Annotated in this window: 25 protein-coding genes; 1 reads left to right on the top strand and 24 read right to left on the bottom strand. The window is 39.8% G+C overall.

What is annotated here, in order from left to right; genetic code table 11:
* Positions 1–2: 2 nt before the first annotated feature.
* Together HXV90_RS01850 and HXV90_RS01845 are read right to left on the bottom strand one after the other, a co-directional pair.
* Positions 3–281: a YuzB family protein gene (locus tag HXV90_RS01850; protein WP_004231354.1), complete on the bottom strand. Its 279-nt coding sequence runs from the start codon at positions 279–281 to the stop codon at positions 3–5.
* Between the two features lie 380 nt (positions 282–661).
* The gene (locus HXV90_RS01845; RefSeq protein WP_269898233.1) at positions 662–877 is read right to left on the bottom strand and encodes a DUF3955 domain-containing protein; all 216 of its coding nucleotides are present in this window, start codon (positions 875–877) and stop codon (positions 662–664) included.
* Positions 878–1,101: 224 nt separating this feature from the next.
* Between HXV90_RS01845 and HXV90_RS01840 the strand changes: the two genes are divergently transcribed.
* Positions 1,102–1,545: a hypothetical protein gene (locus tag HXV90_RS01840; RefSeq protein WP_115673350.1), complete on the top strand. Its 444-nt coding sequence runs from the start codon at positions 1,102–1,104 to the stop codon at positions 1,543–1,545.
* An 86-nt stretch (positions 1,546–1,631) separates the two neighbouring features.
* On the opposite strand, the gene HXV90_RS01835 is transcribed toward HXV90_RS01840, so the two are convergent.
* The 22 genes from HXV90_RS01835 to HXV90_RS01730 all read right to left on the bottom strand — a co-directional run bounded on the left by HXV90_RS01835 (position 1,632) and on the right by HXV90_RS01730 (position 22,148).
* Positions 1,632–2,306, bottom strand: coding sequence for a serine/threonine protein kinase (locus HXV90_RS01835; protein WP_269898232.1), 675 nt, complete (start codon positions 2,304–2,306; stop codon positions 1,632–1,634).
* A 356-nt stretch (positions 2,307–2,662) separates the two neighbouring features.
* Positions 2,663–3,229, bottom strand: coding sequence for an NADPH-dependent FMN reductase (locus tag HXV90_RS01830; RefSeq protein WP_269898231.1), 567 nt, complete (start codon positions 3,227–3,229; stop codon positions 2,663–2,665).
* 13 nt (positions 3,230–3,242) lie between these two features.
* Entirely contained in the window at positions 3,243–4,298 is a 1,056-nt protein-coding gene (locus HXV90_RS01825) for an LLM class flavin-dependent oxidoreductase (protein ID WP_269899011.1), read from the bottom strand.
* 16 nt (positions 4,299–4,314) lie between these two features.
* Positions 4,315–5,256: a ring-cleaving dioxygenase gene (locus HXV90_RS01820; protein ID WP_112118364.1), complete on the bottom strand. Its 942-nt coding sequence runs from the start codon at positions 5,254–5,256 to the stop codon at positions 4,315–4,317.
* Positions 5,257–5,313: 57 nt separating this feature from the next.
* Positions 5,314–5,757: a MarR family winged helix-turn-helix transcriptional regulator gene (locus tag HXV90_RS01815; protein WP_004231341.1), complete on the bottom strand. Its 444-nt coding sequence runs from the start codon at positions 5,755–5,757 to the stop codon at positions 5,314–5,316.
* A gap of 99 nt (positions 5,758–5,856) precedes the next feature.
* Entirely contained in the window at positions 5,857–6,477 is a 621-nt protein-coding gene (gene cdaS, locus HXV90_RS01810; RefSeq protein WP_269898230.1) for a sporulation-specific diadenylate cyclase CdaS, read from the bottom strand.
* Positions 6,478–6,595: 118 nt separating this feature from the next.
* Positions 6,596–6,826, bottom strand: a complete 231-nt coding sequence (locus HXV90_RS01805; RefSeq protein WP_009370265.1) for a hypothetical protein — start codon at positions 6,824–6,826, stop codon at positions 6,596–6,598.
* Between the two features lie 65 nt (positions 6,827–6,891).
* Positions 6,892–8,886 carry a methyl-accepting chemotaxis protein gene (locus HXV90_RS01800; RefSeq protein WP_269898229.1) on the bottom strand — a complete coding sequence of 665 codons (1,995 nt, stop codon included), beginning with the start codon at positions 8,884–8,886 and terminating at the stop codon, positions 6,892–6,894.
* Between the two features lie 323 nt (positions 8,887–9,209).
* Positions 9,210–10,142, bottom strand: a complete 933-nt coding sequence (gene rnz, locus HXV90_RS01795; RefSeq protein ID WP_269899010.1) for a ribonuclease Z — start codon at positions 10,140–10,142, stop codon at positions 9,210–9,212.
* A gap of 98 nt (positions 10,143–10,240) precedes the next feature.
* Positions 10,241–11,077, bottom strand: coding sequence for a class I SAM-dependent methyltransferase (locus tag HXV90_RS01790; protein ID WP_269898228.1), 837 nt, complete (start codon positions 11,075–11,077; stop codon positions 10,241–10,243).
* Positions 11,074–12,573, bottom strand: a complete 1,500-nt coding sequence (locus HXV90_RS01785) for a cobyric acid synthase (protein WP_066036245.1) — start codon at positions 12,571–12,573, stop codon at positions 11,074–11,076. The genes HXV90_RS01790 and HXV90_RS01785 overlap by 4 nt, the downstream gene beginning before the upstream one ends.
* 88 nt (positions 12,574–12,661) lie before the next feature.
* Entirely contained in the window at positions 12,662–13,198 is a 537-nt protein-coding gene (locus HXV90_RS01780) for a cob(I)yrinic acid a,c-diamide adenosyltransferase (RefSeq protein WP_048392354.1), read from the bottom strand.
* A gap of 13 nt (positions 13,199–13,211) precedes the next feature.
* Entirely contained in the window at positions 13,212–13,772 is a 561-nt protein-coding gene (locus HXV90_RS01775) for a nitroreductase family protein (RefSeq protein ID WP_048392353.1), read from the bottom strand.
* 33 nt (positions 13,773–13,805) lie between these two features.
* Complete coding sequence (gene cobA, locus HXV90_RS01770; protein ID WP_054549204.1) at positions 13,806–14,573, bottom strand: uroporphyrinogen-III C-methyltransferase; 768 nt, start codon at positions 14,571–14,573, stop codon at positions 13,806–13,808.
* On the bottom strand, positions 14,570–15,208 hold the full coding sequence (locus tag HXV90_RS01765) for a precorrin-2 dehydrogenase/sirohydrochlorin ferrochelatase family protein (RefSeq protein WP_009370253.1): 639 nt from the start codon (positions 15,206–15,208) through the stop codon (positions 14,570–14,572). The genes cobA and HXV90_RS01765 overlap by 4 nt, the downstream gene beginning before the upstream one ends.
* Positions 15,201–16,568, bottom strand: coding sequence for a cobyrinic acid a,c-diamide synthase CobB (locus tag HXV90_RS01760; protein WP_269898227.1), 1,368 nt, complete (start codon positions 16,566–16,568; stop codon positions 15,201–15,203). The genes HXV90_RS01765 and HXV90_RS01760 overlap by 8 nt, the downstream gene beginning before the upstream one ends.
* 11 nt (positions 16,569–16,579) lie before the next feature.
* Positions 16,580–17,701, bottom strand: a complete 1,122-nt coding sequence (locus tag HXV90_RS01755; protein WP_259419665.1) for a cobalt-precorrin 5A hydrolase — start codon at positions 17,699–17,701, stop codon at positions 16,580–16,582.
* Positions 17,694–18,479, bottom strand: coding sequence for a precorrin-4 C(11)-methyltransferase (cobM, locus tag HXV90_RS01750; protein WP_004231312.1), 786 nt, complete (start codon positions 18,477–18,479; stop codon positions 17,694–17,696). Before cobM ends, HXV90_RS01755 begins: the two co-directional genes overlap by 8 nt.
* A complete protein-coding gene (gene cobI, locus HXV90_RS01745) occupies positions 18,479–19,186 on the bottom strand; it encodes a precorrin-2 C(20)-methyltransferase (protein ID WP_004231310.1) in 708 nt (235 codons plus the stop codon). Before cobI ends, cobM begins: the two co-directional genes overlap by 1 nt.
* On the bottom strand, positions 19,179–20,399 hold the full coding sequence (cbiE, locus tag HXV90_RS01740) for a precorrin-6y C5,15-methyltransferase (decarboxylating) subunit CbiE (protein ID WP_269898226.1): 1,221 nt from the start codon (positions 20,397–20,399) through the stop codon (positions 19,179–19,181). The genes cobI and cbiE overlap by 8 nt, the downstream gene beginning before the upstream one ends.
* The gene (locus tag HXV90_RS01735) at positions 20,356–21,489 is read right to left on the bottom strand and encodes a cobalt-precorrin-5B (C(1))-methyltransferase (RefSeq protein WP_004231305.1); all 1,134 of its coding nucleotides are present in this window, start codon (positions 21,487–21,489) and stop codon (positions 20,356–20,358) included. Before HXV90_RS01735 ends, cbiE begins: the two co-directional genes overlap by 44 nt.
* Positions 21,489–22,148 carry a precorrin-8X methylmutase gene (locus tag HXV90_RS01730; protein WP_269898225.1) on the bottom strand — a complete coding sequence of 220 codons (660 nt, stop codon included), beginning with the start codon at positions 22,146–22,148 and terminating at the stop codon, positions 21,489–21,491. The genes HXV90_RS01735 and HXV90_RS01730 overlap by 1 nt, the downstream gene beginning before the upstream one ends.
* Between the last annotated feature and the right edge of the window lie 4 nt (positions 22,149–22,152).

The following is a 22,152-nucleotide window of genomic DNA, read 5'->3' as shown; positions in this document are numbered from 1 at the left end:
CATTAGAAAAGTGGATTTTGTTTTAATTCTTCATCAATAGCCTGTACCAATGTCTCCGCGTCATCTGCTGTCACAACTTCCCCATTTACTATCGCAAAAATACCTTGCTCACAGATTTCACAATGGGATGTACAACCAGATTCCTCTATCTCAATATCTTCTCGTTCTACTAATACATCATACGCATCTGCCGCACCAAGTGCTAAATTAGTGATACAAAACTCCACTCTATTTTTTAGCTGCTGTGGTTCCTTCTTTTTTTTAAAAAGAGAAAATACCATGTTTATTGACCCCCTACTCTCTAAAAATAATCATACCACAATTCCATAAACTTCATGAAAACTGTAGCGTTAAGCAAAATGATTATCATAAAATACTATTAATCTTTCAGCTCAATCAACATAAGTTTTTCTTATGAAATTAATGTACAACCATTAAACGAAGATGACTGCTTTGAAAAAAGGTAGTTACAAACTTATCATGCAAAACCTTCAAGTACAATTTTGCAGTCAACTAAAATAGCTATTTATGTTGTTCAATCAAATCATCAGTCTACTCCATAGATCGTGTAAACAAAACTCCCACACAAATGTAGTGCTTTTTATTAAGTAAATATTAAAAACAACCAAGTCTCTTATGTATGACCTGGTTGTTTTATCTATTATTTAACGTATTGAGTCTTTTTAATAATCGATTTTAACGCCACCCCTACTACACATATAAATCCAATAAATAACAATAAAAATCCTATTGGAATAAGAAAGAATGGTTCTTCTAATGTACCATCAGGTGCTACATTACTCCCTTTCACCATAAAGATTAAAAAGCTAAGTACGCCTAATATGATTGGCATTAATGCAAAAATATATTTTTTCATAACTTTTTCTTCTCTCCTAAATATTTTTATGTTTAATTCCTACACGGCAGCTTTCTACAACTCGCTGTAACAATCATAAATCCAAAATATATTCTAAGTCAATCATTTATTATTGATAAACAATAAATTTTTATTCTAATTCAACCAATCTCAAAATTGACATTTTGAAATTCTAACTATAAAATGACCATAATCTCAAGTGATAATATGGAAGGGTGATTTGTATGAACTATGAAGATTTAATGCAATGGAAAGGTTATTTGTTTTTAGATAATATAGTAGAGCCAGGGACAAACTCTTTGAGAGTTTCTATTTCTAGAGCTTCCGTCAGCGCCGAAAGCGAGGATATAAGTTTTGAGGAATATACTATAAATGATGTCTATCCTATTGAAATTGATAAGACATTACCGGTCATACATATAGAATTCGATTCATATGTAGCCTATACTGTTTTTGACGAATCATTTCATTTTGTCAATCAAGAAGATGATTTCTTGGGTAACTCAGTACGTCTTTTTACAAAATCAACTTATTTAGATTTTATAAGTAAAGGAACTATAGCTCTCGATATCTATTCCTACAAGGAGCTATTCCATTATCAGATTGTTTGTTTAGACCATATTATTGATATTGTCTCATTCGATAAACCCACTATTATAGGCGAATAAGTAGTTTTTAAAACAGTCAATGAAATTTTGTTGTCTGTTTTCTTTATTTCTATTAAAGCATCTCGTAAAAGGTAGCTCCCGTAAGTTCAATTATTTTTTAATAGAAACTTTAAAATATTTTTTGTAAACTCTTCGTATGAAGTATTCTTTCCACGTTGGTTATACCACTTTCGTATTGTTTCTACTAACCAAAACGGCACAGAATTTCCATCAATTAAATGATAGTATTGCTCATATCCTTTTTTTAAATGCTCCCATCGATGATCATTACCCTGTAGTGTGTACTCAGAGACATCAATTATTTTTGCCCTTCCATTCTGTAGCAAAATATTTTTCAAATGAATATCACGAGGGTTAAGGCCCTTCTTCCGAACATATTCTCTTGCATCCTCCACTTCATTTATAACCTGTTTTGGAATATGAATACCTTGTAGAATGCAATCAAAAAGCGTTTTTCCTTCTTCGTAACTTAAAACAAGGTATTCGTCATGTGAAGCAAAGCATGTTGAAAAGAAAGGTGAATCTCCAAGTATTTGATACACATTTGCTTCAACTTTTACTTTGTGCACTTTGTCTTTGGCATATACTTTAAATGCATACGCTGGGGCGCAAAGAGCTTGAAAAACAGCCGCATCTGTCCCAACACCTATACATTTCAAATCATCAGCTTCACCACTTATGGTAACAGGCTCGTTATTTGGATTTGAATAAACGTTTATTTTAGAAAGAGAACCTATAGCTTTATCCCAATCGTTTTCCATTTCCATCTCTCCTATCATTTGCATTGAAGTATACTACACTATCTAATTACTTTAGTAGGGATTCTATATCGCCCCTAACAATATTCAAATCTCAAGTTTCCTACACATACTCTTTAATTTTAAAACGTTGGGAACTACTAGAAGTTTCTATATCCATTTCTCCATATGGACAGTATACGGCTTTGTTAGTTACAGAAGAACCAGTTCTATCCTCTATTTACCCTTAACCACCTTTATTAAAAACTCAAAGTGATTTGGGTTTTATTTTTATCATGATTGTCACGAACTTATAGCTAGCCTTGACACAAAAAGAAACGCTGTGTCAGACTACTTCACAGCGTTTCTTCTATTAATCTTTAAAAATCATATTCAGCATCTTTTTTGGCTCGAATTTCTGCAAAAGCCTCTGTAACCATCACGGTATCCTCTGCTAACCGTTCTAAACGAAAAAGGACATCATCATTGACAATTTCTTTACGTAAAAAATCCTTTTCTTCTATAAATACATAGGTCGGTACGATGTGCGCTTTCATATAAGCAAGGATCGGCTTTAGTTGCTGTTCCACCATTAAATAATGCTTGGATGTACCTGCTGTAACAATAACACTGACGACTTTATCGCGGAAGGCATTGACAGGTAAAAGGTCAAAGATGTTTTTTAATGTAGCTGGTATAGATGCTTGGAATGTTGGCGTCCCAATAACGATTGCATCTGCAGCCATAATGGTTTCCGTCACATATTTTGTATCGCCTTCATATTCAAAGTAATTACGTCCATCACTAAAAACTAGCTGATAGTCAGCAAGATCTAGTAATGTTACTTCATGCTGTGGGTATTTTTCTTGTAACATCTCGACTAACTTTTGTGTAGCTGTTCTTGTCTTTGAGCCGACAATAGAACCCGCAAGTGCGACAATTTTCATAATGAGCCACTCCTTATTTTGCTGTGTGTTTTTTTATCGCTGGAATTATATCATTACCAATGATTTCAATATTTTTCATCAATTTTTCGAAGGGTACGCCACCAAAATCGATTTGTGCCATAAAGCGTTGCATGCCATATAGTTCGTATTGATAAAGTAGTTTTTCAATAATTTGCTCTTTACTGCCCACCATTAAAGCATCACGTGTATCAGGCGCTTGTGCAAATTGTTGCTTTGGATAGCCCCCACCACGAATAGCTTGGAAACCACCGTTTAAATGTGGATACATGCCCTGTAATGCCTCTTTTGTTGTGTCTGCTACATAAAACAAGCTTGTTGTGGCAATAGGTAATTCATTTGGGTCAAAGCCTTTGCGCTCTGCCGCTTCGCGATAGGCATCCACTGATGGTTTAAAGTTGATAGCAGGTCCACCTAATGTTGTAAGCATCATCGGAATGCCCATATAGCCTGCTTTAATGGCGCTGGCAGGTGGTCCACCCACCGCACGCCATATTAGCAACGAGCCGTTTTTTGGCTGCGGTAAAATTTGTGCATGGTGGAGAGGTGCTCTAAATTGCCCTTCCCAAGTCACAAGCTCCTCGTCATTGATTTTCATAAGAAGCTCTAATTTTTCCTCAAAGATTTCTTCATAATCTTGTAAATCAACACCTAGTAAGTGATAAGCACCTACACGTGAACCACGTCCCGCTACTATTTCTGCACGACCATTTGATAATAAATCAATTGTGGCAAAATCCTCATATACTCGTACAGGGTCTGAAACACTTAATACGGTTGCGGAGCTAGACAATTTAATAGTCGAAGTTGCTTGTGCGATAGCACCTAACACGACCGTATGTGCCTGTGTTGTAAAATAAGACTGATGACTTTCACCTATGCCAAATACATCAATTCCAGCTTGCTCTGCTAATTGACTTGCCTCGACTAGCTCTTTTAGTCGTTGTTGAGCAGAAATACGCTCGCCTGTTAGTGGATTAGGGATATGATCACCTAAAGAGTACAGTCCGAATTCGAGTCCTTGTGCTTGATCAATACGATATTTTTCCATCATGTGTTATCTCTCCTTATTCTAGCGGTTCTAAAATAGCTTCAATTTCTGAACGTCTCTCTTCTAAAAATGGCGGGAGGTCTAACTCTTTGCCAAGTTCTTCGACTGCTGAATCTACCGTAAACCCTGGCCCATCTGTCGCCATTTCAAATAAAATACCGTTACGATCTCTAAAATATAGACTTTGGAAATAATAACGATCAACCACACCAGTACTATCCAATCCAAGCTCCTTAATTTTGGTATCCCATTGCTGTAATTCTTCAACGGTTGCAACACGTAACGCAAGATGGTGAATACTGCCTTTACCAGGTTTCTCGCTTGGTCCTTCTAATTCTTTGACAACAATCTCGCCAAGCACTTCCCCTTCTATCGATTGTAGAATCGTTTCTTTGTCCTTTTCTGCAATAACTGTATAGTGAAATAAATCTTGTAATAAATTGACCGTTCTTGATAAATATCGCACAGTGATTTCAATAGTCCCCATGCCTAAAATACGATGTTCCTGCGGTATATCATTTCCATCCCATGGTTGCCATTGAGCAGGCGTTTCTTGTCCTTGGTGGTTTAACAATACCATCCGTAAACCTTCATGATCTTCAAAAAATAAAGCCTCTTTGCCTGCATAAGTAGTGATATCGCTATGTTTAACCTCTAGCTGCTGAAAGCGTTCTTTCCAATATAGTAGGCTTTCGAAGCTAGGTACAAGTAAGCCAATACGTGTAATAGCATTCGTCCCTCGCACTGTACGTCCTGCAACAGGCATTTCAAAAAATGTTAATTCTGTACCTGCTGCGCCTGTTAAGTCTCCATAAAATAAATGATACATGGAAGGTGAGTCTTGATTCACCGTTTTTTTCACACGTCGTAACCCTAAAATAGTTGTGTAGAAGTGATTATTCTGTTTACCATTTTTCGTTAGCATTGATATATGATGGTGTCCGCTTAATTTGTTCATCCTAATTGTTCCTCCTCATTATTTTCACTTGACTAAGCAAGTGATTTTACAAAAAAATTACACGGGTGGCAATTTTTTTTCTCGACTATGTTTTTCAAGCTTTGTCATCGCAATATATAAAGATTTAATTTCTTCAGCTGTTAATACTTCTTCAAAAAACGAAGACTGGAAGTGAAGTTGACTAGGTGTTGCTGCATCAATCATTTGCTCCCCTTTTGATGTCAATGAGATGGTTTTCGTCTTCCAATTTTGTTTACGCTCGATTAGTCCCTCTTTTTCTAGTCGGGCAAGCATGCGAGACATGCCACCTTGTGTTACAGTTACTTTTTCTGCTAATTGAGACTGTGTAATCGGGGCATATGTTTTAATCTGGATTAACACATCAAATTGTGCTGTCGTTAAGTCGAAACGTTTTAAAAATTCATTCGATAACTGATTACTTTGCGTTGTAAAGCGCATCATCCGAATCCACGTTAAGGTGCCTAGTGTATGATTTCTCATGACTTCACCCTCCCTTCAGTTATCACTTTACCACGCAAGTGATACTTCCGCAAGAAAAATATCTCGAATTCAAGATATTTTTTAACATAGGGAAACCCCCTATATGATGCCAGGTGTTGTAACAGGATATAAATTGCCCTTAAGAGCAAAAGAAATTCTACCCGTTTCTTCTGATACAACCATTACAAGTGCATCACTTTGCTCACTCAATCCCAGCGCTGCACGATGTCTTGTTCCTAATTTCTTTTCCCCTGTATACCGCTCTGACAATGGCAGTACATTGGCAGCTGACTCAATTTGATTTTGATGGACAAGTACCGCTCCATCGTGAAGTGGATTACCAGGGAAGAAAATAGATTCTAATAAAGAATGGGTTAAATCTGCACCAATATGAATACCAGGCTGAATTAAATTCTCTAAAGCATCCTGTCTTTGAATAACAATTAAACCACCATGCCTTCTCAAAGACATATTTTGCACACTGTATGATAGCTCTGGATACTTTTCAGTAAACGGGGAAAGATAACAATTTAAATAGAACGTTGCAGCTTTCATTTCAATTGTCATAAACTTCTCTTTAATTTTCTCAAAATTACCGAGGAGACAATTTGCATCTGTATCCATTTCCTGCACACTCTGCTGTAAGGACATGATCACTTCGAGAAGCTCATCTTTTAAAGTTTCTTTCATTGGTGAAAAATCACAATTTGTTGGATCCATATGATACACACCTCTTCATTTCATCACTGTTTACGATAGTTTTTCTCTCTATATGTTTTTTATTCTCCTTTAAGTAAAACGACCTCCTACAATGTTGAATAGGAAGTCGTTAATATCCTTACATATGCCCTGCTCGGATTTTCTTTACGATGCTGAAAGTCGTGTAGGCAGCAGCGGGTGCTAATACGACAATAAAAATAATCCACACAGTTAAATTATTGGTTGCTTTTAATGTTTCATAATTTGTCATGACAAAAATAATTAGACCGAATAATAGTAAATAGCTCAGCACATTGGGAAAAATGACGATTAATCGTAATAATGCTGGCGGCATCTTTTGTTGATTCATTTAAACCACACCCCTTTTTTCAATTATACGGGAATCTAGTGATTTATCGTACTATATTTTTCCTTTTATACTTTATATTTGCCTGCTGATAGTTGGAGGTTTTCCGCTGTTGTATTTAATTGGTCGATAAATGCGGTCATGCTCTCCATATTTTCCGCTTGATGTTTAGCCTTTTGAGCAACGGCATCAACACTTTGCGATGTCTGCTTAGCCAAGAGCGAAACATCTTCCATGGTAGCTGTTACTTCCTCTGTACTAGCAGCAATTTCCTCAGTGGAGCTTGATACTAAATCCACTTGTGTTGCTAAGACCTGTACATCATTATGAATTCCTTCAAACGATTGCTGTGCTTCTTGTACGATAGCACGTCCTGTATGTAAGACATCTGCTGTTGCTTGGATGGTTGCCACAATATTGGCTGTTTCCTTTTGGACATTCATCACCACCTGAGTGATTCTATCCGCCGCACTCTTAGAATCTTCAGCTAATTTCCGAACTTCTTCAGCTACAACGGCAAAGCCTTTCCCCGCTTCACCAGCACGAGCCGCTTCAATAGATGCATTTAATGCCAGTAAATTCGTTTGATCAGAAATTCCCGTAATCACATTGGTAAATTCCCCGATCATTGTAGATAGTTTTTCAAGCTCCTGTGTTCCAATCACCGCAAAATTCGTTTTCTCATGAACAGTCACTAATTGCTTTTGTAAGGACTGCATAATTTGTAATCCATTATCTGCGTTTTCCTCGGTATTACGTGAAATACTAGAAATTTCTGCTATGGATTCCGAAATATATTGAATGCTGCGCGCCAATTCCTCCATTGAATGCGCACTGTCTGCCGTATTATTCTGTTGTGCAAAGGAGGCCTGAGCTACCTGACTAGATTCTCCTTGGATAATTGCGGCTGATTCAAGTGTTTCATGAGCATTTTCTTGTATTGTATAGGTAGCCTCTTTTATTTGATTGGCCCCTTGCTTTATCTCACACATAATTTGTTGGAAATTATCCATCATCCCATTAAATGATGTCACTAATTGGCCAATCTCATCCTTTGCATGGATTGGAATACGCTTGGTTAAATCTGCTTCTCCTTTACTAATTTCCTCTAAGGAATTGCGCACACTTAAAATACGCGATACTTGTTTTGAAATAGACAGGCCCGTAGTGAAGAAAATCACACAGACAACGATCAATGAAGCTACAATTGTGCCTACCAAAATTTGTGAGAGGATAGCATTGGATACAATAATAGCTAAGTATGTACCGTTTGATAATGGCTTTACATATTGCGTGACACGTGTGCCATCGTAGCGCCCTGAAAATTCAGTCGACTTTTGTGCTGAAAATTGGGCTGGCTCAAAACCAATATCCGCTAAATTTTGTTTTGCTGTAGCGGCAATGGCTTGGCCTTTTTCATCTACAATAGCGGCGAATAATACGGTTGAGGATAAATAGTTGTTCAGTTGATCGATATAAGATTCACTGCCGATACTTGCTTCTAAATCTAGTAGCTGCTGTCCATGGCGAGCCACCTGTACAATTTGTGGAGTTGCTGGATTCCAGCTACCTACCCCGACAAATTTGAAAAATTGATCATCGACATCGCGAATTTGTGCTTTTTGGACAATTTCTTTCGCTCTTCCATCTAAAAGTTGCATATATTCGGCAGCTTGTCCGTTTGGATCAGCGCCAAAGTTAAAATCAACAGTTGGAGCTACTGATGTCACCGTTGTATTCCCTTTATTATCTGTACTCCAAATCTCATCGATGCCACCACGCTCAGCAATGGCCCTTAAATCCTCATATGTAGCACCTTTGTCAATGATGTAAGAAGCCATTACAGATTCGGCAATCATTTCTTTTTCCATAATTTCTTCTGCTTTTTCTCTAGATTGAATCGCTCCTTCCAACCCCATGACAATGGAGTTGGCGATTGCTTCTCCATTGCTTTTTTCACTTTTATATGTAGCTTGATAAACATAAATAGAAAATGCCGCTATAATGAACACCACAATGCCCATAATCTCCAGAAGCATTTTCCATTTCATTGACTTTCTCATGATGAGATCCCCCTAAAAATTACGATTATTTCCACTTCATCATACAATATTACTTCCATATATTTCATTAACAATTTATTAAATATAAAATAATAATTTTTGAAGAAGTTTAAATTGTCATTAATTTGTAAAAATTCCGAAATAGATAAGCAAGGAGGATAAATCTAACTATTTTGTACTAGTAGAGGCATGCAAAAAAGGATCATTCTCATGATTAAACAGTAATATTTAAACAAAATTATCTACACACCTTTAGGACTATAAACTAAAAACATCTATTAGAAGAATCTCCTCTAATAGATGTTTCTTACTTATTAACTATATCAAAATAATTTATTATGTTGCCATGTATATACGGCTTGATCAGCTGTTAGGAATGTATTCGGAAAAATCCCCTGTGCTTCAGCTAAAAATTGAGGTAAGTCATATGGAAGAAAACGTGCGCTTAAATGATTTAATAATAAATAGTGTGCTCCAGCTTGCTGTGCGACTTTTGCTGCCTCCACATTTGTTGCATGACCGTAGCTTGCTGCTAAATCTGTTGTTGTACCATCAAAAGTTGCTTCATGGACAATGATATCAGCTCCCATTGATAATTGGATTGCTTCTTCACAATATTTCGTGTCGCCTAAGACTGACAATGTAAAGCCCTTTTTGGCTGGTGCCACCACGTCTTTCGCAAGTACCACATCACCATTTTCAAGTACAATATCGTGGCCATTTTTTAATTGGCCTAGTAAAGGTCCCTTTGGAACACCAAGTGCCTGTGCTTTGTCGATTAATAATTCGCCTGGTAAATCCTTTTGTTCGATACGATACCCATAGCAAGGTACAACATGGCGTAATTCCTTAGCATGAATTATAAAATGAGCATCCTCAAAAATAATGCCTTTTTGTACTTCTACAAAGCGTAAAGGATATGTTAAATGGGTTTTTGATAGGGCCAATGTTTGTTCAATCCACTGTTGTAAGCCAGATGGTCCGAAGATCGTTAGCGGCTCATCCCCACCTTGAAAGGAACGCGAGCTTAAAAAGCCTGGAAGTCCAAAAATATGATCCCCATGTAAATGTGTTATAAATATTTTCGTCACTTTCCGTGGCTTTAACGACGTATGAAGGATTTGATGCTGTGTCGCCTCCCCACAGTCAAATAGCCACATTTCACTCACTTCGTCTAATAGCTTTACCATCAGAGCACTTGTATTTCGTTCTTTTGAAGGCATGCCTGCGCCTGTCCCTAGAAAATGTAGCTGCAACATAAGCCACCTCACTTCTTATTTATATCGTTTTATTGTACCTTATCCATTCCCATAAGAAAAACCTTTGGTGTACAGTTTCTCCAAAGGTTTCTTGATTATTTTGGTTGCCATGAAACAAGCGCTGCATGGAAATCATGACGATAATAATAACGTCCATCCTTTTCTTCGATAAAAGGTAGCAGTGATTCTTCTACATGGGCTCGCTGAAAATTCGTCGTTAATATTTTTTTACTCTGCGTTGTCACAAGCTGTTCATAGCTTTCATATTCATAGACACGTTCGAGCGGGATAATCTGACAATCCGCGTAAATATCCATTTCATAGAGTAGATTCAAAAACTCGATATAATCTCTGCGCGGAAATTTAATGTCATAACCATACTTTTCATATAACTGTTCATAGTGTGGCTGAATGGGACCTGTCGTCATCCCAATGATAGCACGCTTTCTCGCCAGCCGATTCATGTGATATAAAGCCGCTTTTATTTCATACATTCGGTAAAAACAATTCACGCCCAAGACGATATCATGTGGTTCAATCTCATCATGCTCTAAACTTTCCCACTTTGCATGAATATAGGAAACGTGCTCCTCCTGCGGCATACACTGCTGTAAGTAATGCAAAATGCTTTCAGAGCTATCCACACATGTGAGCTTCCTTACTTTATCAGCTAATGGAAATGTATAATTGCCCCACCCAGGACCAATTTCTAATACAGAATGCTGAGGTTCAATCTTTTTTTGAAGCTCCTGAAAAATCAATGCAGCATAAGGATCTGTTTGTCCCACTTTTTTACGTGCCACCGATTGGGCCCAAAATTGCTCCTCTAGCTGATCATTCACCATTCGTTCAGGCATATTGCCATGCCAGTCCTTCATGCCTTCCTGCCATAATGCCTCATAGTTAATGGCTAACGGTCCTTTTCTCGTCATATAGATACCTCTAACGATAATATTTCATATATTTTTTTCATATCAAGATTTGCTCGAACGTGGTCGGCTAACATATTATAGGCATCTTCTCTTCGTTCTGCGTCACTTTTCACATCACTTGGTAAAGCTGCTAGCCCTTTTTTCACTCGTATTTCATTGACGAGTTGGCGGGTAAAGGGACGATTATGGAACAAGCCGTGGAAATATGTGCCAATCACTTGCTCATCTTGACTAACCGCACCATCTTCTCTTCCATCCTCTAATAGTAAAAACGGTGATACCGCACCACGTAAAATTTTTGTACGCCCTAGATGGATTTCATAGCCTGTCAATGTGTCCTGCCCTCTTACGCCTGTCATTTGCACCGTTTTTTTATTGCCTACAAAAATGGTTTCCATCGGTAATAGCCCAAGACCATCTGCAGATTCACCATTCCCCTCCACTGCTTCTGGATCAAGTAATGTTTCACCAAGCATTTGGAAACCGCCACAAATGCCAATAATTTTAGTACCGTACTCACGTAAATGTGTGATGGCTTGATCGAAGCCCTGTGCTTTTAGCCAAGCTAAATCATCCATTGTACTTTTCGTTCCTGGCAGAATGAGTAAATCTGGAGTACCTAATTCATTGACATGACCAATTAAACGTACACCCACCTCAGGCTCATCGAAAAATGGATCAATATCGGTGAAGTTTGAAATACGAGGTAAACGAATCATGGCTACATCTACAGCAAATTCGCCTGGCTTTGGTTTTTTAAAACGTAGTGACGATAATGCAAGAGAATCCTCTGCTTCAATATTGACATCGACATAAGGAATCACACCAAGTACCGGAATACCAGTTTCGCGCTCCACCCATGCCAAACCATCATCCAGTAATTCACGCATGCCTCTAAACTTATTGATAATTAATCCCTTAACACGTGCTCGTTCTTCCTCATCTAACAATGCCAGTGTACCAACAATCGAGGCAAAGACACCGCCACGATCAATATCAGCAACGAGGACTACCGCTGCATCTGCTAAATGAGCCATTCGCATATTCGCAATATCGCGATCCTTTAAGTTAATTTCTGCTGGGCTACCAGCGCCCTCTAGGACAATAACATCATATGTATGTTGAAGCGTGCGAACTGATTTTTCTACGATTGGCATCGCTTCTTGCACAAAATTATTGCGGTAACTTTTGGCATCCATATTTAAAAAATGCTTACCATGAACGATAACCTCTGACATCATATCTTGCTTCGGTTTCAGCAAGATAGGGTTCATATCTGTCGTTGCAACAACACGAGCCGCCTCTGCCTGTACCCCTTGTGCGCGGCCGATTTCACCGCCATCCTTTGTAACAAATGAATTAAGAGCCATATTTTGTGATTTAAATGGGACTACCTTCAGTCCATCATCTGAAAATATACGACATAGTGCAGTACAAATCATACTTTTTCCAACATCGGAAGCTGTTCCTTGAATCATGATTGATTTTGCTGGCATAGTCACTCTCCTCCGTAATTATTCTATGGCAGAACGCATGTATTCGTTTTCGCTTCGTGTGTATTCCCTCCAGCAATTGTAAAGGGCTTTAAAATTCGAGCCCTTTCACCGCTGGAATCCCTTCATCATAGTAATGCTTTGTCGCCTCAATGGTTGACACTAAATCAGCCATTGCTAGTAATGCTGGATTCGCACTTCGTCCTGTGACAACCAAATGCATTGTAGAAGGGCGGTGTTGGATTGCCTCGATGACTTCTGCTAGGGGAAGGACATCATCGATTGGAAACTTGGTGATCGCTAGGGCATTGTTGAGTTCATCTAGGACCAATAAATCAATGCTGTCATCCTGTAGAGCTGCCTTCGTTTTTTTCCAAGCCTTGGCTAATGCAGCTCGATGCTCCTCAGGTGTTTTTGTCCATGTAAAACCTATGCCCATTTGTTCCATTTCTACGCCTAGCTTACGAAGGGCAATTTGCTCTCCATAAGTACGTTCTGGGGATTTGATAAACTGCAGATAACGCACATTTAAGCCTCGACCAACTGCACGCAATGTAACGCCAAGAGATGCTGTCGTTTTGCCCTTACCCTCACCTGTATATACTAAAAACAAGCCTTTTCTTGCCATGCTGATAGCCTCCTTACAGCCATGTTGTCTTTTCTGCAAACGGTGTTCGTTTCTTGTCGGTTTGTTCTTGCTCCTGTGGGTAGCCAATAAATATTGTACCAACTACTTTTTGAGCGTCGCTTGCACCAATAAACGTATGCATACGAGGATCATGTACGAGACCAACACCACGTGTACGCCAAACAAAGCCAAGACCTAGCTCCTCTGCTGTCAACCACATAGACATAATGGCACTACATACAGCAAAGACATTATCTTCTGTCGCATCTGTGTCCCCTTCTACTATGTCAGCTGTCACCACAATGGCTACAGGGGTTGTTTGTACAACCTTTAATGAACTTTCCACTAAATTTGGCTTCGTGGGAAAGCGTTCTTGTAAATAAGCACTTGCCATTTCTTCATAACGCTTCATGGCTTCATCTTGAATGACATAAAAATGCCAGGGCTCACGCATCCGGTCATTTGGTGCATAGGTTGCTGCCTGTAAAATTTGCTCAATTTTTTCTTTCTCTACTGGTTGTGTCGTGTAATTACGAATTGCTCGACGTTTTTTTAATGCTTCAATGACAGTCATAGTGCTTCCTCCTTGTGCGCTTATAAGAAATGATTATGAAAAGGTAAGACCTTGCTCTTCAAACCATTGAATTTTTTCCCGTACATTGACAACCTCGCCAACAACAATCATAGAAGGGTTATGGTACCCTTCACGCTCAATGATGCTGGCTATCTCATCTAGCGGCCCTGTAATCGTGCGTTGCTGAGCAGTTGTTCCCCACTCAATGACCGCTACTGGCGTTGTTGCCTTCCGTCCATTTTCGATTAATTTGCGAGCAATGTAGGCAATATTACCAACGCTCATATAAAAGGCAACGGTATCTATACCCGTAGCTAAAGCGGGCCAATTCAAAAAATCTTGTCCTTTTTCTTCACGACCATGTCCAGTTACAAGGGCAAAGCTTGTCGCGAAGTCCCTATGTGTAACTGGAATTCCTGCGTATGCAGGAGCTGCAATTCCTGCTGTAATCCCCGGAACGATTTCATAGGCAATGCCATGATTTTTTAATATTTCAGCTTCCTCCGCGCCACGTCCAAAAACAAAGGGATCGCCACCTTTTAGGCGTGTAACAATTTTACCTTCTTGTGCTTTTTCAACGAGTAATGCATTTATTTCCTCTTGAATAAGATGATGCTTCCCAGGTAATTTGCCACAATAAACTAGCTCCGCATCCTTTTTTGCAAAATCAAGCAATTTAGGATTTACAAGACGGTCATAAGCAATTACATCAGACTTTTGAATACATTCCAGTCCATACACAGTAATGAGCTTCGGATCGCCAGGACCTGCTCCCACGATATATACGATTCCATCCTTCATTGCGTTGCTCCCATCAATAGTTGTTGTAAATATGCTTCTCGTCGATCGATCTCACCATGACGTGTCCATTCAAGGATGTTTGGCTCTAGCAATGCTTGTAATGCCGCACGTCTTTGTGGACCTTTATCATACTTAGCAGCAATCATTAATCGAGCTTGCTGTAAAAAGCATACATAGTCATCATAAGCATCATCGAATTGCTCTTCTAAATCTGCTTTAATCTTGCGGGCTAGACTTGGGCTTGCTCCCGATGTCGAAACAGTTACCACCAACGGACCACGGCGAACAGTAGCAGGCGTAATAAAATCACTTTCACTTTGTTTATCTGTTCGGTTGATTAATTGCCAATGCTGTGCTGCTTCTTGAACGGCTTCGTTAACTGCTGTCACATTCGTTGCAGCGATAATGAGAATGGCGTCATCTAAATCACGAGGTTCAAATTCCTTTTGCTTCCAAGTAATTTGCCCTGACTCTGCAAGTGACTGTAATGTGTTATGTAAGGTTGGACTGACAATCACAATGTTTGCCTTTGCTGGTAACAGGGATGCTACCTTCTGCGTTGCCACGTGACCCCCGCCTACAATCACAACTGTTTTATATTCTAGATTGATATGAATAGGAAAATAATTAGTCATTACTTTTCACCTTCTTACAAGCTGTTAACCAATTGTCAACTAGCTTTGGGTTTGATACAAAATGGAAATGAGTATAGCCAGCCACTAAATTTCCTTCTTGATAGCCTTCTTTCTTTTTGCCAAAACGACCAATCGTTTCATAGGCTGCTGTATTGTGAGAACCACTATATTTGGAATAATGGAACTCATGGCCCTTCGCTTGTTCCTCAGCACTAATTAAGAAATTATCGGCTGTGCCAAAAATTTCACGATAACCAAGTGCTGCTAGTTTTGTTTGCATCGCCACTTCTCCAGGAATTACCCCTACCATGTCATAGCGGTCGCCATGGCTATTTGTAATGGCCTCTGTTAAATACATAAAGCCCCCACACTCAGCTAATGTTGGAAGACCTTTAGCAATGACTTGACGAATAGAGTCTTTAACGACTGTATTGGTAGCAAGTGACTCTGCAAATTCCTCAGGAAAGCCACCACCAATATACAAGCCATCTGCTTCAGCTGGTACAGGCTCATTCGCAAGCGGTGAGAAAAACTGTAGTGTCGCACCTTTCGCACGTAACAAAGCCAAGTTTTCTTCATAATAAAAATTAAAAGCTGCATCTCTTGCAACTGCTATACAAATATTTCGTGAAGGCTCCTCCCTAAATAAATGGCCTGATTCTTGCAAGATAGGAGCCTTTGTTAAATGTATTAATTGATCCAAATCAATCGTTTCCGCCATCAGGTTCCCTAGTTTATCAAAAAATGAATCTAGCTCTCCTCTTTCAATAGCAGGTACTAACCCTAAATGACGACTCGGGATATCGATCCCTTCCTCACGCTTTAGGTAGCCAATAACAGGTATGCCGCATTCTTGTTCAATAGCTGCCTTCGCAATTTCGTAATGACCGACACTACCAACCTGGTTCGCAATAACACCAACGATATTCGGCTTATCTGATAGTAATTGGAAGCCTTTCACAACTGCTGCTACGCTACGTGCCATGCTAGCACAATTGACAATTAAAATAACAGGACTCTCTGTCACTACGCTAATATCAGCAGCAGACCCAGCGTCAGATAAAGGGCTTTTACCGTCATAAAAACCCATCACACCTTCAATAATAGATACATCTGCATCTATACTTGCACGTGCCACAATATCACGGACTGCTTCGTGTGAAAACATCCAGCTATCAATATTACGTGATACTCTGCCCGTTACAGCTGTATGATAGGTTGGGTCGATATAATCAGGACCGCATTTAAAGCCCTGCACCACGTTCCCTTTGTTTTGAAGTGCCTTCATCAGTCCAATGGTAAAAGTAGTTTTGCCTACACCACTACCCGTACCAGCTAGTACAAAGCGATTTGTTTGCATGGACTTCCTCCTTAAAATAGGTATCTAGCAACTGAAATCGTAGCATTACCCGATTTTTTCTTCTCTAATAGAAGTGATGGAACCTGTGCATAGCGCATAGCTGCTGGTTCACTCACTCCGTATGCACCTGTATATTTAAAGACTGTTTCAGAGGGTGATGGAAATTCGATTTCATTTAATTCATCCGGTGTATACGTAACGAACTCCCAATCATATTTCTTCGTAATCTCTAAGAAACATTGCTCATCTTTCTTCAAATCAATCGTGCATAAGGCTTTCACACTTTTTTTCGAAAGCTTTAGCTCTGCCAAGGTTTCATCGATTACTTGTTCAATTTCCTCTAAAGATGTACCACGGTTACAGCCCATTCCTAGCACAATGGATTTTGGGCGATAAATAACACCGTTTTCTAGAAGAACCTCTTCTTCAGGTTCAATGATTCGATCTGTTATTAATAATGTGGCATGGGGAGTTGCTTGGATGGCTGCCTGTGTTGATGGATAGATTTTAATTTGCTCTGGCATCGGTGTTTCACGCATCCACCAATCACGTTCGCCTGTTTCCTGTACAATGGCTACATGTTCCTCATTTACAACAGATGCACTAACTGGTGTCAATTTATCCGCACTATCCCATACCCAGCCAAAGCGGGCTCCAAATAAATCAACTGGAATCGTCTTTTGTACATCAGAAGCCGTTGTAATAATCGGATTTGCACCAAGTGCAGCTGCCACCTCGTGTGTTAGCTCATTGGCACCACCTAAATGCCCTGATAATACGCTAATAACATTTTCCCCTCGATCATCAATCACCACAACACCAGGGTCTGTCTTTTTATCCTTTAAAATCGGCGCAATCATTCGTACAACTGCCCCTAGTGAAATAATTAAAATTAACCCTTTATATTGCTTAAAAAGTGTTGGCAATAGCAGGCGCACTGTTCCTGTAAACAGTTGAATATGCTTTTCTTCTTCATCGCCTTGTTCAAATTTACTCATATAATATAAATCGCTTGCTGCAAAGGTTTGCTGCAGACGACGTCCTATTTGGACACCATGCTTCGTAATGGCTACAACGGCATAAGGATTACGTTGATCAACCTCTGGTAACACACCCTCTTGTAACTCAATCACTTGTCTTCACACCTTTTCTAAAGCCATGTGTAAAGCTTGCATCATATAACTTCGAACGATATTGATCTTTATCATGAATGTTCGGGTCTAATGCCCAGCCCGCTAAAATCATCGCATGCTTACGAATACCATTCACACGCATCGCTTCATCTAATTCGATTAAAGTTGTTCGTACGATTTTTTGATCGGGCCATGAAGCTCGTTGAATAACTGCTACAGGCGTGTCATCAGCCCAACCAGCACTTTGTAGCTCTTTGACAATTTTTTTCGTCAGCGTTGCACTAAGGAATAAGGCAATTGTACAATGATGGCTCGCTAAATCACGCAGCTTTTCAAATTCTGGTACAGGTGTGCGCCCCTCTGCACGTGTTAGAATAAGGGTTTGTGTTAGATCAGGAATTGTTAGCTCAGCTCCGATTGCAGCGGCCGATGCAAATACAGAGCTAACTCCTGGAATAACTTCATACCCAATGCCTTCCTTTTTTAATAGCGCAACTTGCTCCATAATGGCACCATACATCGCTGGATCACCTGTATGCATACGTGCCACTGTTTTACCAGCATTGACTCGGTCCACCATCACAGCAACCATTTCCTCCAAATGCATACCAGCTGTACGAATGACCTCCGCATCTGGTCTAGCTTTCGCAATAAGGTCCTCACTCACTAAAGAATCTGTATACATGACAACGTCCGCTGTTTGTAACATATGTAAACCTTTGACTGTAATTAAATCTGGATCACCAGGACCAGCGCCGACAATATAGATTTTTTTCATTATTTACGCACCACCATTAATGTTAAATATTCTAAATCGACACCATCCAACTCACGCACATCCCAAATGATTTCTTCATCAGATGTTACCTTTGTCACCACGGATGCTTTATCTAATAAATCTAAATCGCGTAGCACTTCAAGCATTAAATCAATCACTTTCGCCACTTTAATAAAAACAACAGCATCATGTGTTTCAATCGCTTCACGCATAGCTTCGTAATTGTCATACGCAGGAATAATCGCAACACGATCATCACCATCCGCTAACGCAATGCCTAAGCGTGATGCAGAGCCATTAAACGAAGAAATTCCTGGTACCGTGCGAATTTCGACATCTGGATGCTTGTCCTGCATTAGCTTCATCATATGAATAAACGTACTATACAATAAAGGATCGCCCTCTGTAACAAAGGCTACATCTTTGCCTGCTTGTAATTTTTCGTAGACAAGTTCTACTGACTTTGTCCATTCACGTTCTAGAACAGCCTCATCTTTCGTCATTGGGAATACAAGACCAAGCATATCTTTTTCTTCTGGATTAATATACACATCTACAATACGATGGGCATAGCTTTTACTGCCTTTTAGCTTTTTTGGGTAAGCAATAACAGGTGATTCCTGAATCACTCGAAATGCCTTTACTGTAATTAATTCTGGATCGCCAGGACCAACGCCCAAGCCATATAAAATTCCTAGATTACTCATGATTTTCTTCCTTTCGATAAGCGGAAATAATGTATATTGGATTTAATGGAACAAAGCGTGTCATATCTAAAATTGGTTTACTGCGTGCCAGCTGAGCCTGTAAAATGTCAACAGCAAAACCACAAGCTTTAAATGCCTCAACAGCTTTATATAAATTTTCAATAGTCGCCGCATTTAAGACAATGCGCCCATTTTGCTTTAAACGCTGACAGCATAATTGCAGTAACTCAACCATTTCACCACCAGTGCCCCCGATGAAAATGGCATCAGGGTCTGGAAAGTTGTCTAAACCCTCTGGTGCTTTACTATGGATAGCAGTTATATCGACTCGAAACTTTTGTTGGTTTTGAAGACAGTTTTCTAAATCAGGGGCATTTTTTTCTACGGCAAAAACTTGTCCCTCAGGAGCAAGCTTACCTGCCTCAATGGCCATTGATCCCGTACATGTGCCAATATCCCAAATAATGCTATCCTGTTGAAGCTGCATGGCTTGCAAACTTAAAACTCGAATTTCTTTCTTCGTAATAAGTCCTTTATCTGGCTTTCGTTGTGAAAATTCCTCATCATCAATCCCGAGCGTGTAGCGTTTCGGTGCTATTGTTTGTTTTAAAATCACGACATTTAAAGGAGAAAAATGAGTAACTTCCATTTCATCGAGCGAGTACCAGCCACTTTTTTCGTTGTCGCCCTGTAAATTTTCGGCGACAAACGCACGATATTCCGTCATACCAAAATGCTTTAGATATTTAGCAAGAGCATTCGGACTATTCTCTGCATCGGTTAAAAGTGCCACTTTCTTTTTGCCATCAATTCGCTGTGCCAGGCCCTTCATTGGTCGTCCATGAATACTCGTTACGTAAGCATCCTGCCAGCTCTCTCCCATTTTCGCAAAGGCAAGCTGGACGGAGCTCATATATGGATAAACCTCTATTTGTAGCTTTTTGGCTAAGTAGCCTCCGATGCCATAAAATAATGGATCTCCAGATGCAAGAATCACGGTATTTCTTGTTTCTTCAGACAATCTTTCAACAAGTGTTGAAAGACCTCCTTTTATCAAGATTTTTTCACCCCTAAAGTCTGGGAAAAAATCAAGTACTCGCTCACCACCAACAAGTACCTCACAGTCTTCAATCCACTGAAGGTATTGGGGTAATAAGCTTGCTAATCCGTTATCCCCGATCCCAATCAACTTCATCGATCGATGCAATGTCATCAGCCCTTCCTAATAATTGTCCCTGCATCGAATAGATCGATGTGGAAAGCGTTAAACCGCCCTTAATATGATGGATAGAGGAATAGCAGCAGGCCTCACATAAACGATGGAAGAACGCATCATAGCCCTTCTCCATCATCATCTCACCCACTTGTGAAGCTGTATTTGCCTCCAGAACTTGTGCTATCGTTTCTCTATCTGCCCCTATATCCTCTGCCAGTTGTGCTAAAAAATTAAAATCGATTGGTGCACTTTTGGAATGCACCATCATGACTCCTTGTGCGACTTTAGAAAATTTCCCCATCATCCCAACGAGTGAAACTTGTTTGATGCCTAGACGCTTACAATGCTTTAATGTAAAACCTACAAAGTCACCCATTTCAATAAACGCTTCTTCTGCTAGATGTGGGTATTGTTTCATCGCAAACTTCTCACTTCGTCCACCTGTTGTCACCACTAAATGCTCACAGCCAGCCTCTTTCGCTACACTGATGGCTTGGACAATACTGGCCATATAAGCAGAACTCGAAAAAGGCACGACGGTTCCCCTTGTGCCTAAGATTGAGATGCCCCCAAGTATACCGAGTCGTCCATTTAACGTTTTTTTAGCAATCTCCTCACCCTTAGGTACAGAAATCACCACATTCACGCCTCGAGTAATGTGAAATTCGTCCAACACACCTTGGACCGTGCTATAAATCATTTTACGGGGTACAGGATTAATGGCTGCCTCTCCGACAGGCACTGGCAGGCCAGGCTTTGTGACACGCCCGACGCCAATACCTCCATCTAAATGAATCCCAGGTGTATCTGCCCAGCTCACTGTGCCAACGATGAGTGCCTGATGGGTCGCATCAGGATCATCACCAGCATCTTTAATCGTTTCACAGCTGACAGCATTTTCTTCAAATATGCATTTTTCAATTGTAAAGGTTGCATCTCGACCAATAGGTAAATGAATCGTACTTGTCTCTTGCTCCTCCTTAGTAATAAGGGCAAGCAGTGCAGCCTTTGATACAGCAGTTGCACAGGCTCCCGTCGTATAACCGTGACGCATGTCCTTGGGGTCCTTTTTTGGCTTCCGCTCCATTATTTTTTCGCCTGTTCGTCCGCTAAAAGTGAGATGGCATTTAAAGCAGCAACCGTCACTGTACTACCGCCTTTACGACCAACATTTGTAATGTACGGAATCCCTTCTAGTTTAAGCAGCTCTTCTTTTGACTCAGCTGCTGACACAAAACCAACAGGCATACCGATAATTAAATCTGGTTTTGCTAGCCCTTCTTTAATTAATCGAATCAATTCCAGCAATGCAGTTGGTGCATTACCAATGGCATAAATACCACCTTCATGTAATTTTGATGCCTTTTGCATCGAAATAATGGCACGTGTTGTATTTTGTTTTTTCGCTTCTATTGATACATCTTCATCCGCAATATAGCAATGCAAATCACCACCATGTTTTTGGAAACGCTTTTTACCAGAGCCACTTTCAATCATTTGCACATCTGCAATGACATGACGTCCTGCAAGAATAGACTTGATACCCGCTTCAATAGCACCTGGTGTAATGATGACACTACGACCTAGCTCGAAATCAGCTGATGCATGGATAATGCGACGTACAATTTTCCATTCATCTTCTGAGAAGTCATGCTCGCCCATTTCCTCTGCAATAATAGAGAAACTGTAATCGTAAATTTTATCTGGGTCTACCGTTAATGGTTTAAAATCTGTTTTAAAATCCATGGAA

The sequence above is a fragment of the Lysinibacillus sp. JK80 genome, from assembly GCF_027557635.1.
GTDB lineage: Bacteria > Bacillota > Bacilli > Bacillales_A > Planococcaceae > Lysinibacillus > Lysinibacillus capsici.
Note: the sequence above shows the minus strand (reverse complement) of the source record. Positions and strands in the feature narration are given on the sequence as shown.

Bases quoted from the DNA above. Each gene is read 5' to 3' on its own strand.
- HXV90_RS01775 (WP_048392353.1), bottom strand. From the start codon at position 13,772: ATGACTGTCATTGAAGCATTAAAAAAACGTCGAGCAATTCGTAATTAC.
- HXV90_RS01825 (WP_269899011.1), bottom strand. From the start codon at position 4,298: ATGGAAAAATATCGTATTGATCAAGCACAAGGACTCGAATTCGGACTG.
- HXV90_RS01730 (WP_269898225.1), bottom strand. From the start codon at position 22,148: ATGGATTTTAAAACAGATTTTAAACCATTAACGGTAGACCCAGATAAA.
- HXV90_RS01790 (WP_269898228.1), bottom strand. From the start codon at position 11,077: ATGACGAGAAAAGGACCGTTAGCCATTAACTATGAGGCATTATGGCAG.
- HXV90_RS01735 (WP_004231305.1), bottom strand. From the start codon at position 21,489: ATGGAGCGGAAGCCAAAAAAGGACCCCAAGGACATGCGTCACGGTTAT.
- cdaS (WP_269898230.1), bottom strand. From the start codon at position 6,477: ATGGATCCAACAAATTGTGATTTTTCACCAATGAAAGAAACTTTAAAA.
- cobM (WP_004231312.1), bottom strand. From the start codon at position 18,479: ATGAAAAAAATCTATATTGTCGGCGCTGGTCCTGGTGATCCAGATTTA.
- cobI (WP_004231310.1), bottom strand. From the start codon at position 19,186: ATGAGTAATCTAGGAATTTTATATGGCTTGGGCGTTGGTCCTGGCGAT.
- HXV90_RS01835 (WP_269898232.1), bottom strand. From the start codon at position 2,306: ATGGAAAACGATTGGGATAAAGCTATAGGTTCTCTTTCTAAAATAAAC.
- cobA (WP_054549204.1), bottom strand. From the start codon at position 14,573: ATGAAGGATGGAATCGTATATATCGTGGGAGCAGGTCCTGGCGATCCG.
- HXV90_RS01765 (WP_009370253.1), bottom strand. From the start codon at position 15,208: ATGACTAATTATTTTCCTATTCATATCAATCTAGAATATAAAACAGTT.
- cbiE (WP_269898226.1), bottom strand. From the start codon at position 20,399: ATGACATTGCATCGATCGATGAAGTTGATTGGGATCGGGGATAACGGA.
- HXV90_RS01815 (WP_004231341.1), bottom strand. From the start codon at position 5,757: ATGAGAAATCATACACTAGGCACCTTAACGTGGATTCGGATGATGCGC.
- HXV90_RS01760 (WP_269898227.1), bottom strand. From the start codon at position 16,568: ATGCAAACAAATCGCTTTGTACTAGCTGGTACGGGTAGTGGTGTAGGC.
- HXV90_RS01785 (WP_066036245.1), bottom strand. From the start codon at position 12,573: ATGCCAGCAAAATCAATCATGATTCAAGGAACAGCTTCCGATGTTGGA.
- HXV90_RS01780 (WP_048392354.1), bottom strand. From the start codon at position 13,198: ATGGCAAGAAAAGGCTTGTTTTTAGTATATACAGGTGAGGGTAAGGGC.
- HXV90_RS01845 (WP_269898233.1), bottom strand. From the start codon at position 877: ATGAAAAAATATATTTTTGCATTAATGCCAATCATATTAGGCGTACTT.
- HXV90_RS01820 (WP_112118364.1), bottom strand. From the start codon at position 5,256: ATGAACAAATTAAGCGGACACCATCATATATCAATGCTAACGAAAAAT.
- HXV90_RS01800 (WP_269898229.1), bottom strand. From the start codon at position 8,886: ATGAGAAAGTCAATGAAATGGAAAATGCTTCTGGAGATTATGGGCATT.
- HXV90_RS01850 (WP_004231354.1), bottom strand. From the start codon at position 281: ATGGTATTTTCTCTTTTTAAAAAAAAGAAGGAACCACAGCAGCTAAAA.
- HXV90_RS01840 (WP_115673350.1), top strand. From the start codon at position 1,102: ATGAACTATGAAGATTTAATGCAATGGAAAGGTTATTTGTTTTTAGAT.
- HXV90_RS01830 (WP_269898231.1), bottom strand. From the start codon at position 3,229: ATGAAAATTGTCGCACTTGCGGGTTCTATTGTCGGCTCAAAGACAAGA.
- HXV90_RS01805 (WP_009370265.1), bottom strand. From the start codon at position 6,826: ATGAATCAACAAAAGATGCCGCCAGCATTATTACGATTAATCGTCATT.